Source organism: Galbitalea soli (assembly GCF_010686725.1).
GTDB classification, from domain to species: domain Bacteria; phylum Actinomycetota; class Actinomycetes; order Actinomycetales; family Microbacteriaceae; genus Galbitalea; species Galbitalea soli.
The window spans coordinates 1064715-1078255 of sequence record NZ_JAAGWZ010000001.1 but is presented as its reverse complement, the minus strand read 5'-3'; the positions used below and the strand labels follow the sequence as shown (position 1 = coordinate 1078255).

At 71.2% G+C, this 13541-nt stretch carries 9 protein-coding genes; 5 read left to right on the top strand and 4 right to left on the bottom strand.

Annotation, left to right across the window (positions count from 1 at the left end):
- Positions 1–3 precede the first annotated feature (3 nt).
- Entirely contained in the window at positions 4–1503 is a 1500-nt protein-coding gene (locus tag G3T37_RS05055; protein ID WP_163472337.1) for a DUF1800 domain-containing protein, read from the bottom strand.
- A 208-nt stretch (positions 1504–1711) separates the two neighbouring features.
- Between G3T37_RS05055 and G3T37_RS05050 the strand changes: the two genes are divergently transcribed.
- The 5 genes from G3T37_RS05050 (at position 1712) to G3T37_RS05030 (ending at position 8692) form a co-directional block, all read left to right on the top strand.
- A complete protein-coding gene (locus G3T37_RS05050; protein WP_338401187.1) occupies positions 1712–2761 on the top strand; it encodes a D-2-hydroxyacid dehydrogenase in 1050 nt (349 codons plus the stop codon).
- A 182-nt stretch (positions 2762–2943) separates the two neighbouring features.
- Positions 2944–3567, top strand: a complete 624-nt coding sequence (locus G3T37_RS05045; RefSeq protein ID WP_163472335.1) for a 50S ribosomal protein L25/general stress protein Ctc — start codon at positions 2944–2946, stop codon at positions 3565–3567.
- A gap of 26 nt (positions 3568–3593) precedes the next feature.
- Positions 3594–4178 (top strand): aminoacyl-tRNA hydrolase, encoded by a 585-nt coding sequence (gene pth / locus G3T37_RS05040; protein WP_163472334.1) that lies wholly within the window; start codon positions 3594–3596, stop codon positions 4176–4178.
- Between the two features lie 45 nt (positions 4179–4223).
- Complete coding sequence (gene mfd / locus G3T37_RS05035; protein WP_163472333.1) at positions 4224–7817, top strand: transcription-repair coupling factor; 3594 nt, start codon at positions 4224–4226, stop codon at positions 7815–7817.
- Between the two features lie 11 nt (positions 7818–7828).
- On the top strand, positions 7829–8692 hold the full coding sequence (locus G3T37_RS05030) for a family 16 glycosylhydrolase (protein WP_163472332.1): 864 nt from the start codon (positions 7829–7831) through the stop codon (positions 8690–8692).
- Here the strand turns inward: G3T37_RS05030 and G3T37_RS05025 are convergent.
- Genes G3T37_RS05025 through G3T37_RS05015 form a run of 3 tightly spaced genes read right to left on the bottom strand, consistent with a single transcriptional unit; the run spans position 8683 to position 13534 of the window.
- Positions 8683–9756: a glycoside hydrolase family 26 protein gene (locus G3T37_RS05025; protein WP_163472331.1), complete on the bottom strand. Its 1074-nt coding sequence runs from the start codon at positions 9754–9756 to the stop codon at positions 8683–8685. The genes G3T37_RS05030 and G3T37_RS05025 overlap by 10 nt on opposite strands.
- Positions 9756–11396, bottom strand: coding sequence for a glycosyltransferase family 2 protein (locus G3T37_RS05020; protein ID WP_163472330.1), 1641 nt, complete (start codon positions 11394–11396; stop codon positions 9756–9758). The genes G3T37_RS05025 and G3T37_RS05020 overlap by 1 nt, the downstream gene beginning before the upstream one ends.
- A complete protein-coding gene (locus G3T37_RS05015; protein ID WP_163472329.1) occupies positions 11393–13534 on the bottom strand; it encodes an acyltransferase family protein in 2142 nt (713 codons plus the stop codon). The genes G3T37_RS05020 and G3T37_RS05015 overlap by 4 nt, the downstream gene beginning before the upstream one ends.
- Between the last annotated feature and the right edge of the window lie 7 nt (positions 13535–13541).

Sequence of the window (13541 nt, the reverse complement as noted above, 5' to 3'; positions counted from 1 at the left end):
GGGTCAGCGCAGCTGGAAGTAGGCGGAGTCGAGCAGCAGGGAGGCGACCTTTCCGCACTCCCAGCTCGAGGTGGGCGCGGGGGCCGAGGCGCGGAGCCCCGCGCCGACGAGCACGGCGCTGAGGTGACGCGTGCTCGGGGTGGTGTGCAGGAGGCGCTTGGCCGCGGCGCGCGCCCAGGCGGAGGCGGTCATCCCGGGCACGCGCTTCACGAGCGTGGCGGGGTCGCGATACCCGAGGCCGCTCCACCAGCCGTACACGAGCACGCGGTGCAGGTTCCATCGCTGGATCATCGAACCCGCCCCCAGCCAGGCGTCGGCCACGTCGGGGTAGCCGTTCGGCGGGTTCCAGCCGAACGGCGTCTGGCCGGAGCTGTCGAGGTACCAGTAGATGTTGGCGACGGCGGCCGCCATGTGCGGTCCGCAGCTGATCCCGATCGCGCGCACCGCGCCGACCGCGTCCTCGAGGGGGCGCCGCATGCGGGTGCCGACGGATGCCCAGAAGTCGCTGCTCCGGAACACCGCCTTCACGACCTGGCGGATATCGGAGCCGTGGGCCAGGTAGACGCGGGCGAGCCGGTTCACGAGGTCGGCGCTGGGGGTGTCGGAGACGAAGCGGGTCGCGATGATGCGGGCGATCATCCGTGCCGTCGCCGGATGCATCGCGAGGTAGTGCAGGTAGGCGTCGCCGACCGCGTGCCCCTGGGCGGCGACGGCGTTCGAGTGGGTGAAGCCCATGACGCGCACGCGGCCGGTCACGTGCTGGCTCGCGTCGAACACGTACTGGCCGGTCTGCCAGTTCCAGGTGCGGCCGGAGAGGATGGCGGCGCTCGCCTTGACGTCGGCCTCGGTGTACCCGGCCGTCACGCCCACGGTGTGCAGTTCGAGGAGTTCCCGTCCAAGATTCTCGTTCACCGCCGCCTTGCGCGACTGGTCGTTGCCCAGGTAGGTGAGCATCGCGGGGTGGCGCATGGCCGCCACGAGCATGTCGGAGTAGCGGCCGAAGGCGTGCGCGCGGATGACCGTTCGCAGGTAGTCCGGCGAGGTGTTCCACTGCTCGCCCGGGATCGCGACGTGCAGGTGGTTCGCGAAGATGTCGACCACCACCTCGTACAGCTGGCGCGAGGAGAACATCTGCCGCGCGAGCGCCGCCTGGCTGGTCTGGAACATCGCCTCCCAGCTGTATCGAGGAATGGACCGCGTGATCGTCGCCGCGGAGGCGCCCGCCAGGGGGAACGCCCGCCAGGCCGCGTCGCCCTGCGGGTCGGCGAGGGTCTCGGGCTTCAGCTGCTTCGCGAGCCACTTGTTCACGCCGAGCTTCGCCAATGACTTCACATCAGCGGGGCTCGCGCCGAAGGTGGCGCGCCGCAGGAGGTGGGCGCGGTGGTCGCGCGCCGAGAAGATCGAGGGGGCCGGATGCGCGGCCTTCGCCGCCTTCGAGAAACTCGAGTACTGGCGGCCGTGGGGCGCGACGATGGACGCCGCGACGAGGTCGGTCGTGCTCATTCCGACGGAGCCCCCTGTCGTCGGTGGGGTGGTGCGCATCCCTCGCCCGATCGACGGATGTGGCCTCACGCTAGTTAGGGTGAGTGCGGGGTCGCAATCCCCCCGTCCGGGCGTCAGCCGTGCGCTCCGTCCCCGTCCCTGCCGTCCGCCGATCCCCGCCCCGTCTCGCCACCGTCCCTGCCCGTCCCCGCCGTTGGAGTGTCGTCCCGTGTCTGAAAGCCTGCGCGTCGTCGTGTCGAGCCCCCTGAGCGAGGAGCTCTGCCGGCTCATCGAGGAGCGCGAGCCCCGCGTCGAGCTCGTCCGCGACCAATCGCTGCTCCCGCCGCAGCGCCACCCGGGCGACCACCGCGGCGATCCGGCGTTCGTGCGCACGCCCGAGCAGCAGGCGCGCTTCGACGCGCTCGTCGATTCCGCCGACGCGCTCTACGGCCTGCCCGACGAGTCGGCACGGGCCCTGCGGCGCACGGCGGAGGCGAACCCGGGGTTGCGCTGGGTGCACACGATGGCGGCGGGCGGGGGAGCGCAGGTACGGGTGGCCCGGCTGAGCGAGCAGCAGCTGGCGCGCATCCGCTTCACCACCTCGGGCGGCACCCACGCCCAGCCGCTCACCGAGTTCGCCGTGTTTGGCGTGCTCGCGGGCGCGAAGGAGCTGCCCCGGCTGCGGGAGCGCCAGGCCGCCCACCAGTGGGATGACCGCTGGGCGATGGGACAGGTCTCCGAGCAGACCGTCGTCGTGGTGGGCCTCGGCGGCATCGGCCGCCGGGTCGCCGAGACGCTCGCGCTGCTGGGCGCGACCGTGATCGGCGTGCATCGCCGGGAGGTGGACGCGCCGGGGGTCTCACGGATCGTCTCGCCCGAGCAGCTCGCCGAGGTCGTGGCGGTCGCCGACGCCGTCGTGCTCGCCCTCCCCGGCACCGAGCAGACCCACCGGATGCTCAGCCGCGAGGTGCTCGCCGCCGTGAAGCCCGGCCTCACTCTCGTCAACGTCGGCCGCGGCACGACCGTCGACGAGGAGGCGCTCGTGGAGGCGCTGCAGGACGGCCGCATCGGTTTCGCCGCCCTCGACGTGGTCTACGCCGAGCCGCTCGACGCGTCGAGCCCGCTCTGGGATCTCCCCAACGTGCTCATCAGCCCGCACTCGGCGGCGCTCAGCTCCCTCGAGGATCGCCGCATCGCGGAACTGTTCGCCGAGAACGCGACGCGCCTGCTCGACGGACGTCCCCTCCTGAACCCGGTTAACACCCGGGAGTTCTACTGATAGGCTCGACGACTGGTCCTTTAGGGGCCGAACTTCGGCGAGGGAGACGCGGTTGCGACCGCGGTATCCGTGATCGACGCGGTGGAGCGAAGCTTTCCGGCTGGTCCTCACGCTGACATGCGTTCGAGTTGAACAACAGATAACGATCTGGGCCGCGAGACGGCTCACAAGGAGAATCCACAATGTCTGACGACAACAAGCTGGTCGCCGAAGCGCGTACCCAGTTCGGCAAGGGCGCGGCCCGCAAGATCCGCGCTGCCGGCAAGATCCCGGCCGTCATCTACGGCCACGGCACCGAGCCGCAGCACGTCACGCTGCCCGGCCACGAGGTCGCGCTCATCATCCGCAAGGCGAACGCCATCCTCGACCTCGACATCTCGGGCAAGAGCCAGCTGGCCCTCGTCAAGGATGTGCAGAAGGATCCGGTGCGCCAGATCATCGAGCACCTCGACCTGATCGTCGTCCGCAAGGGCGAGAAGGTCATCGTTGACATCCCCGTGCACCTCGAGGGCGAGTCGGCTCCCGGCACCTCGGTGAACCTGGACGCGACGACGATCTCCATCGAGGTCGAGGCCACCCACATCCCCGAGCGCGTCGTCGTCTCCATCGAGGGCCTCGAGGAGGGCACGCACATCACCGCGGCCGAGGTCGAGCTGCCCTCCGGGTCGACGCTCGTCTCCGACCCCGAGCTGCTCGTCGTGGGCATCACGGGTGAGGTCGCCGCCGACCTCGGTGAGGAAGAAGAGTCCGCGGGCGAGACCGAGGGGGCTGCCGAGGATGCCGCCGCCGAGGAATCCGCCGAATAATCGGGCTCTTTCGCGCGCGACTGCCAGTGGACACAAACCAGTGGCTTGTAGCCGGGCTCGGCAATCCCGGGCCCGGCTACGCCGGCAATCGCCACAACATCGGCTTCATGGTCGTCGACGAGCTCGCACGGCGCATCGGCTCGCGCTTCACGACCCATCGCAGCAACGCCCTCGTGGCCGAGGGGCGAAGTGGGCCGGATGCTCCGCGCCTCATCCTCGCCAAGCCGGCCACCTTCATGAACCTCTCCGGCGGTCCGGTGCAGGCGCTCCTGCGTTTCTACAAGCTGGATGCCTCGCGCCTCATCGTCGTGCATGACGAGCTCGACATCCCCTTCGACACCCTCCGGCTGAAGGTCGGCGGCGGCAACGGCGGCCACAACGGCATCCGCGACATCGCTGCTCGTGCCGGCACCCCCGAGTTCACCCGGGTGCGCGTCGGCATCGGCCGTCCGCCCGGGCGCCAGCAGGCGGCCGACTTCGTGCTGCAGAACTTCTCCGGTGCCGAGCGCGAGGCATTGCCGAGCCTCATCTCCGACGCGGCCGACGCGGTGGAGCAGATCACGCGTGAGGGGCTCGCGCCCGCCCAGCTGCGCTGGCACACCGCCCGCTGACGCCCCGCGCGGCCGGGTGTCGGCGCGCTCGCCTACACTTGTCGGGTGGTACTCGAACGAATAATCGGGGGGCTTTCGCGCGCCCAGTCCTTCGAGAACGCCCTCTCGTACAGCGGCCGCAGTGTCGACTTCTCCCTCGTCGACGGGCTTCGCGCCCCCCTCCTCGCGGCGCTCCTGCACCGGCGAGGAACCCCGCAGGCGCTTCTCGCGATCACCGCGACGGGTCGTGAGTCGGAGGCCCTGCGCGGCGCCCTCGCCTCCATCGCGCCGCACGCCGCCGTGATCGAGTTCCCCGCCTGGGAGACCCTGCCGCACGAGCGCCTGAGCCCCTCGGCCGAGACCGTGGGCAAGCGCATCGACGCGCTGCGTCGGCTGAAGGCCTGGGAGGCCGACCCCCAGGGCGACATCATCATCGTCGCGTCGGTCCGGGCGGCGCTGCAGCCCCTCGCCGACAACCTCACCGAACTCGAGCCGATCCGGCTCGCCGCGGGCGGCCGCGGTTACGATCTCACCGCGATCGCCCACGGGCTCGTCGATCTCGCCTACTCACGGGTCGACATGGTCACCCGCCGGGGCGAGTTCGCGGTTCGCGGCGGCATCCTCGACGTGTTCTCGCCGATCGCCGAACACCCCGTGCGCATCGAGTTCTTCGGCGACGAGGTCGAACAACTGCGGTTTTTCTCGGTCGCCGACCAGCGCAGCCTCGGCGATCCGCTGCCGGAGGCCAGCTTCCCGGCCAGCCGCGAGATGCTGCTCAGCGAGGCGGTGCGGCAGCGGGCGCGCGAGATGCAGCACGAGTTCCCGAGCATCGGGCAGATGCTCGCCAAGATCTCGGAGGGCATTCCGGTCGAGGGCATGGAGTCGCTGGCGCCGGCCCTCGTCGACCGACTCGTGCCCCTCACCTCGTATCTTCCGGCGAGCGCGGCGATCGCCGTGCTGTCGCCGGAGCGCGTCGCGACCCGGGCGGTCAGCCTGCTCGAGACGAACCGCGAGTTCCTCTCCGCGGCCTGGAGCGCCGCCACAGCGGGTGCGGAGGCACCGATCGATCTCGACGCGGGCGACTTCCTCACGCTCGGCGGTCTGCGGGCGAGCGCGGGTGACCGTCCGTGGTGGACCTTCAGCGGCTTCGACTCCGGACTCGCCGCGCTGAGTGACGACGTGGCCTCGGTCGCGCAGCTCATCGAGGGCGCGGGCGAGTACGTGCGCATCGAGGCGACCGCTGTTCCCAGCTTCGCGGGGCAGCTGGGCGGGGCGATCGAGCATGTCGGCGAGCTCACCCGCGCGGGATGGACCGTCGTGGTGGCCGCCCTCGGCACCGGCCTGGTCGAACGCGCCGCAGACGTGCTGGGCGAGCACGGGATCGCCGGGCGGATCGTGGATGACCTGCCCGAGCATCCCGACAACGGCGTCGTCTACCTCGTGAAGGGCGCCGTCGAGGCGGGCTTCGAAGTGCCCGAGGCCCGGTTCGCCCTCCTGAGCGAGGGCGAGTTCTACGGGCGCACCGCGGGCTACGACTCGCGGCAGGTGAAGAAGCTCGCCAGCCGGCGCAAGAACGTCGTCGACCCGCTGCAGCTCAAGGCCGGCGACTTCGTCGTGCACCAGACGCACGGCATCGGCAAGTTCCTCGAGCTGACGCAGCGCGAGGTGTCGAGCGGCGGGCGCAACCCGGTCAAGTCCACCCGCGAGTTCCTCGTCGTCGAGTACGCGCCCAACAAGCGCGGGTATCCCGGTGACAAACTCTTTGTGCCCACCGACCAGCTCGACCTGCTCACCCGCTACGTGGGCGGCGAGGCACCTGCGCTCAGCAAGATGGGCGGCAGCGACTGGGCCGCCGCCAAGGGCAAGGCGCGCAAGGCGGTGCGCGACATCGCCGTCGAGCTCGTGAAGCTCTACTCGGCCCGCATGGCCTCGCGCGGGCACGCCTTCCCGCCCGACACCCCGTGGCAGCGCGAGCTGGAGGAGGCCTTCCCCTTCGCCGAGACGCCCGACCAGCTCACGACCATCGAGGAGGTCAAGCGCGACATGGAGTCGCCGATCCCGATGGACCGGCTGCTCTCCGGCGACGTGGGCTACGGCAAGACCGAGGTCGCGGTGCGCGCCGCGTTCAAGGCGATTCAGGACGGCAAGCAGGTCGCGATGATCGTGCCCACCACGCTGCTCGTCAAACAGCACCTGGAGACCTTCGTCGAGCGCTTCGCCGGGTTCCCCGTGCACCTCAAGGCGCTCAGCCGGTTCCAGACCGATCGGGAGGCGAAGGAGACGATCGACGGCCTCGCCGACGGCTCGGTCGACATGGTCATCGGAACCCACCGCATTCTCGGGCAGTCGGTGACCTTCAAAGACCTCGGCCTCGTGATCATCGACGAGGAGCAGCGCTTCGGCGTGGAGCACAAGGACGCGCTCAAGAAGCTCAAGACCAACGTCGACATCCTCGCGATGTCGGCCACCCCCATCCCGCGAACGCTCGAGATGGCGGTGACCGGGATCCGCGAGATGTCGACGCTCGCCACCCCGCCCGAGGATCGGCACCCCATCCTCACCTTCGTCGGCCCGCGCTCCGACAAGCAGATCGGTGCCGCGATCCGACGCGAGCTGCTGCGCGAGGGTCAGGTGTTCTACGTGCACAACCGGGTCTCCTCGATCAACCGGGTGGCCGCGCAGATCGCCGAGATCGTTCCCGAGGCCCGCATCGCGGTCGCCCATGGTCAGCTCTCAGAGCACGTTCTGGAGCAGGTCATGGTCGACTTTTGGGAGCGCAAGTTCGACGTGCTCGTCTCCACGACCATCATCGAGACCGGCCTCGACATCGCCAACGCGAACACCCTCATCATCGATCGCGCCGACAAGTACGGGCTCTCCCAGCTGCACCAGCTCCGCGGGCGCGTCGGTCGCGGTCGCGAGCGCGCCTACGCCTACTTCCTCTACGACGAGCTGAAGCCGCTCTCCGAGACCGCGCACGACCGGCTCTCCACGATCGCGGCCAACAACGATCTCGGCTCCGGTATGCAGATCGCGCTCAAAGACCTCGAGATCCGCGGCGCGGGCAACCTCCTGGGCGGTGAGCAGTCGGGCCACATCGCGGGAGTCGGCTTCGATCTCTATCTGCGGATGATCGGCGAGGCCGTCTCGACCTTCCGCGGTGATGTCGCCGAGGGCCAGACCGAGCTCCGTCTCGAACTCCCGGTGGATGCGCACATTCCCGAGGAATACGTCGAGAGCGAGCGCCTGCGGCTGGAGGCCTACCAGAAGCTCTCCACGGCATCCGCCCCCGCCTCGGCGCCCGAGCAGATCGACAACGTTCTCGAGGAGCTCACCGATCGCTACGGCGAGCCGCCCGCTCCCGTGCTCAACCTGATCGCCGTCTCCCGGCTGCGTCGCCTGGCGCAGAAGGCGGGGCTGAGCGACGTGGTCGCGATGGGGTCCAACCTCCGCGTCGCCCCCGCCGACCTCCCCGACTCGATCCAGGTGCGATTGCAGCGCATGTACCCGGGGTCGCGCTACCTCGCTCAGGCGAAGGCGCTCACCGTCCCGATGCCGCGCATCGGGGGCGAGCCCCTCGACGATGCGGCGCTCGTCGACTGGACCGCGACCCTGCTCGGCGCGATCTTCCCGGCGCCCGTCGACGCCCCCGCGGGCTGACGGGAGCCGCCGTGCGCGCGCCGGGCACCCGACTTCTCGCCCTGCTGGGCCTCGTGCTCGTGCTCGTGCTCGTGCTGTCCGGCTGCGCGGGCGCACCTCGTCACCCCGCCCCTCCCTTGCCCGCGCCCGCGCCGCTGCACCTGCTGTGGAGCGACGACTTCTCGGGTGCCGCGGGCGCACCGCCCGACCGGGCGAGCTGGGTCGCCGAGACGGGGGGCGCCGGCTGGGGCAATCACGAGCTCGAGTGCTACACCCGGGTGCCGGGCAATGCGGCGACGGACGGCGCGGGTCATCTGGTGATCACGGCCCTGCACCAGCCCGGTCACGTGTGCTCCGACGGATCGAGGAACGACTACACCTCGGCGCGGCTCACCACGGAGGGCCGGGTCACCGCCGGCTACGGTCGGCTCGAGGTGCGCGCGCAGGTGCCCACCACCCCCGGCGTGTGGCCCGCTTTCTGGGCGCTCGGGGATGACCTGCGCCGGGTCGACTGGCCGGCGGCCGGCGAGATCGACGTGATGGAGGTCGGCGGCAACCGGCCGCGGACCGTGTTCGGCACTCTGCACGGACCCGCGGCAGACGGCTCCGCCTATCAGCACGGGGTCACGCACGATTCCGCGGCACCACTCTCCGGTGGATTCCACGTGTACGCCGCGAGCTGGTCTCCTGGCTCGGTCAGCTTCTCGATCGACGGCCGTCGCTACGGTACGGTGACCCGCGCCGAGGTGGTCGGTGCCGGTGGCCGCTGGGTGTTCAGCCATCGCGTCTTCCTCATCCTCGACCTCGCGATCGGCGGCGACTTCCCCGGGCCCGTCTCGCCGGCCACCCGAACGCCCCAGCGCTTCGTCGTCGACTACGTGCGCGTCTACGGCTGAACGGCGAGCGCCCGTCGGAGGGCGGCGGCGGCAGCGGGGGTCGAGGAGATCCGCCAGTCGTACTCCTTGTCGCGGTCGAACCACACCACCGCGGTCACTCGCGGCAGCTCGCGACTGCCGAGCAGGCCCGTGATCCACGCCGCCTTGGAGGAATCCGCCGATCCCGGCACCGCGGGCGAGGACTCGCAACTCGCGGTCTCCGTGATCCACAGGGGAGTGGTCGGGGCGAGAGCCAGGAGGCGCGCGTAGGCGCGCGCGAACACCTGGGCGGGGCTCTGCCAGCCGGCGAGACAGTTGTAGCCGTCCAGCCCGATCATGTCGACCTGAGCGGCCCCCGGCCAGTAGCGCTCGAACCGGTTCGCCGCGGGCTGATCCACGTTGTTGACGCTCCAGGCCATGCGTGCGGCCGGCGCGAAGCGGGCGACGAGGCCGTGGATGCGCGACCAGGCGGCCACGTAGTGCGCCGGGTCGCCCGACCACGGGTACCACGACCCGTTCATCTCGTGTGCGAAGCGGATCACCACCGGCCCGCGGAAGTCGGCGAGCTGGCGCAGGAACCCGATGGCGGCCGCGTCCTCGCGCCCGGCCGCGATGCGCTGAAGGAGCCCCGTGCCGGGCGTCGTTCCCGGGCCGACACCCGCGTGTTCGCCCGGCTGCCAGGTGATCATCACCGTGCGGGTCGGTGAGCTGATCGCCCGCAGTCGATCGATCACCGACTTCTGCACGGGAGTCGGCCAGGTCCAGGAGATGAATCGACCCACGATGTCGATGTGCCGATGAACGGCGGACTCGGCCTCGGTGATCGCAGTGGCGAGGGGAGCATCGGGGTCGAAGGTCGCGCCCCATCGCGCGGTCGCTCCCAGCGGCGCGCGCGCGAGCGCGGGATGCGGAGCCGCGGGACCCGTGGGCGGCGGGACGCCCCGGATGAGCGCTCCGCCGAGGAGAGCGGCGGCGGCGATGGCGACGACGACGAGACCCGCTGCCGGGATCGCTCCGACCCGAGGAGCGCGCCGCAGCCGGCGCCCGGCGCGCGCGATCCATGCCCCTCGGCCCGCCGACGGCATCAGGGCGCCGTCGCCGAGACCGGCATTCCGGGAGCGGTCGCGCCGGAGTCGGGCCGCGACAGGGCGGGAGGATGCTCGTGCCCGCGTGCGCGCCCGCGCCCGCGCCGTCGAATCGTCGCGAGGGTGGCCATCACGACGAAGGAGCCGAGGGTCACCGTGTTGATGATCGCCCACGCCATGAGCACCGCTGAGGGCTCGGGCCGCAGCAGGCCCGCGACGACGCACGCGAGACTCACGAGCGCGAGCACGAGGTGGGGCCGGAACAGCCGCAGCAGCCCGACCGAGCGCTGGGAGACGCCGCCCTTCGGCGTCACCCGGAAGGCGAGCGGTCGGCTGCGGGCCACGCCCACGAAGGCGAGGAGGTAGATGGGCCAGGCCGCGAGTGAGAGCACGTGGCCGGCGAGGTGGAGTCCGCGTTCGAGCGTCGGCCGCACCGTGAAGCGCTGCATCCAGAGCAGGATCAGCACGCGCATCGCGAGGAAGGGTCCGCCCCACTCGATGAGCCCGAGCAGCGGCACCCGCGAGATCTCGATTCCGCCGAAGAAGTAGGCGGCGAGCAGGGCGATGCCGAGTGCGCTCGCGAGGCCGCTGAAGTAGCCCTGCTGCAGCGCGAGCGAGAGCAGCGCCTGCGCGCGGGGCATTCGGCGCACGAGCCGGGGCGAGTGCCAGCGCAGCACATCCATGCAGCCGGATGCCCAGCGCATCTGCTGGCTGAAGTAGGCCTGCCACGTCTCCGGTCCCTCCCCGATGGCGAGCGGCTCCGGCACGTAGACGCTGCGCCAGCCCGCGGCGTGCAGCCGCATCCCCGTGAGCAGGTCTTCGGTGAGGTGGCCCGCGTAGAAGCGGATGTCGGCTAGCGCGGCGACCCGCACCACGTGATTCGCGCCGATCATGTTGGCCGTCCGCCGTCCGCTCAGCCCCCGCATCACCGGACCGTAGAAGCCGAACTGCTGCTGCGCGGCCCCGCGCGCGATGAACGAGTCGGTGTTGCCGTAGATCTGCGGCGTCCCGATCCAGCCGATGCGGGGGTCGCGGAAGTACCCGAGCGTGGCGGTGAGGAAGTCGCGTCGCGGCACGAAGTCCGTGTCGATCTGCGCGACGACGTCGTACTCGTGACCCACCTCCTCGTACCAGGCGTTGTGATTGCCGCCCTTCGTCTTCGCGGTGAACGGGCCCGCGACCAGGTTGTAGGCGCGGATGCCGCGGCGGCTGAAGTACCGCACGCCGAGCGCCTCGCACAGTGCTCGGGCATCCTCGTCGCCGCCCTCGTCGAGCAGCCAGGTGTCGTGCGGATAATCGGCCGCGAGCATTCCCGGCAGGGTGCGCGCCAGGAGGTCGAGCCCTTCCGCGCCCGGCACGAAGGTGGTGATGAACGCCACCCGAAGCCCCTCCTGGGGCCGGGGTGCGGCGCGCCGCGGCTCGATCCGGCGGATGACCACCCAGGTGTAGAGCTCCATGAACGCCCGGTGGCTCAGCACCGCGGTCAGCACCGCGAAGATCCCGACGTCGAGCAGGTGCCCGAGACCGCTCGCGTTGTGCGGCAGGTGCTCGGGCTGCAGCCACCACGCGTAGAACGCGAGCCCGGTGGCGCCCCCGAGGGTCATGAGCACGCGGTAGCAGGCGCGTTCCGCTCGGGTCATTTCTTCTCCCCGGATGGCTGGGTGGCGGCCGGAAGGATTCCCTCCAGCGCCGAGCTGAGCATGGGTTCCAGAGCCCGGCTGTAGTGCTGGGTCATGTGGCTGTCGTCTCGGTAGACGAGCGTGTTCGCGACGACGGCCGGGCAGGCGCTTGAGGTGCAGAACCACGGCGTGGGGTCGATGACGGGCACTCCGATCGCGGCGCTCGCGTGAACGACCGCCGCTCGTCGGGGGGTGAGGTAGTCGTACGGTGTCTTGGAGTAGATCGGCACCGCGCACTCGGTCGCGGCGGTGGGGTGCCCGGCGAGGCAGCCGGGCACGTCCTGGAGGGGGTGCGGGGTGTCGCCGAGGAGGACGACGCTGCCGGCCGCGCGCTGCAGCGAGTGCAACGTCTCCGCGGTCTTCGTACCCCACTCGGCGTTCGCGTACCCCGGTCCGGCGAGGGTGTCGGCCTGACTCGCGATCACCACCTCGGGGTGGAGCTCGGCGATGCGGCGCAGGGTCCGCTCCCGCCACCGCCCGCACTCGGTGTACGTGCGCTTGAGCTGGGGGTTGCGCAGCACGACCGCCGCGACCGGGCAGGCCGCCTTGGTCCACGCAACCACGCGCCAGCCCCCGTGGATGCCCAGCGCATCGACCGCGCCGAACCACTGCTCCGCGTGCGAGTCGCCGAACAGCACGATCGTGCGCCGCGCCGTCGTGTCTCCGTAGACGCACGCGGGCTCGTCGATCTGGCTGAAGTCGAGGTGGCAGCCGTCGGCCGTGGTGGGCGGGGTGTCGCGCGCGGCCCGCACGAGCGAGGGGGTGAGATTCGCGGGCAGCACGCGCGTGCGCTCACCTACCGAGAGCAGTGTCGCGAGTGAGCTCTGCGCCGCGCGCAGGTCGAGCGATGCGACGGTGCCTCCGCCGGTCGCGACGCTGGGGGAGGCAACGGCGAGCCCCCCGCAGAGCAGGGCGACGAGGGCCGACAGAGCCCCGCCGCGGACGATCCAGCGACGAGTGCGCAGCGGGCGGTTCATGGTGCGCCGCTCGATCACGAGGTGCCCGAGCACGGCGAGCCACAGGGCGAGCACGCTCAGCTCGAGTTTCTCGGGCCAGCCGAAGGCGATCCCGAACAGGGCCGGCCCCAGGATGATCGCCGGCCAGTGCCACAGATACCAGCCGTACGACATCGTCCCCAGGAACCGCGTCACGCGTCCGCCGATGAGCGCGTCGACGCCCCGCGGTCGCTCCGCGAGCCCGCCCGTGATGACCGCGCCCGCTCCGAGCACGGGGACGAGCGCCGCGATCCCCGGGAAGGGAGTCGCATCGGTGTAGCTGACGCTCGATCCCACGATCGCCACGAGTCCCAGCCAGGGGAGCGCGGCGGCGAGCGCCGCGGGAAGGCGCACGAGCAGCGGCACGCCGACCGCGATGAGGGCGCCGACGCCGAGTTCCCAGGCGCGGGTGTGCAGCGCGAAGTAGGCGAGCGGTGCGTTCACCGCAGTGGTGGCGACGGAGGACTGGAGGCTCAGCGCACTCCCCGCGGCGATCACCGTGAGAAGCAGGGGAAGGCGCGCCGGCCGCAACCGGCCGCGCGTAACGAGCGCGACCATGGCGATGAGCAGGGGCCAGACGAGGTAGAACTGCTCCTCCACCGCGAGCGACCAGAAGTGCTGGAGCGGTGACGGAGCGGCGGTCGCGTGCTGGTAGTCGACGCCCTCCCCGGCGAGGAGGTAGTTGAGAGAGTAGAGGGCCGCCGCGACCCCGTCGCGCGCCGTGGCGGTCGCCTGAAGTGGCGGACCCCAGATGCGTGCGGCGACGACGGTGGCCGCGACCACGAGGAGCGCGGAGGGCAGCAGGCGACGGATGCGGCGCGCCCAGAATCGCGCCAGGCGAACGCGACCCGATCCGAGTGCCTCCTCCAGCAGTTGCCGCGTGATGAGGAATCCGGAGATCACGAAGAAGACGTCGACGCCCACGTAGCCGCCGGGGACTCCGGGCACCCCGGCGTGGTAGAGCACGACGAGAAGCACCGCGATCGCGCGCAGCCCCTGGATGTCGGGCCGGAATCGGCGGTCCCCGCGCGGGGTGAGCGACGGATCCCGCGCGGGGAGGGCGGGCGCGGCCGGTCGTGCCGGTGAGAGGGTGGTGGTCGTCATGGCGTTT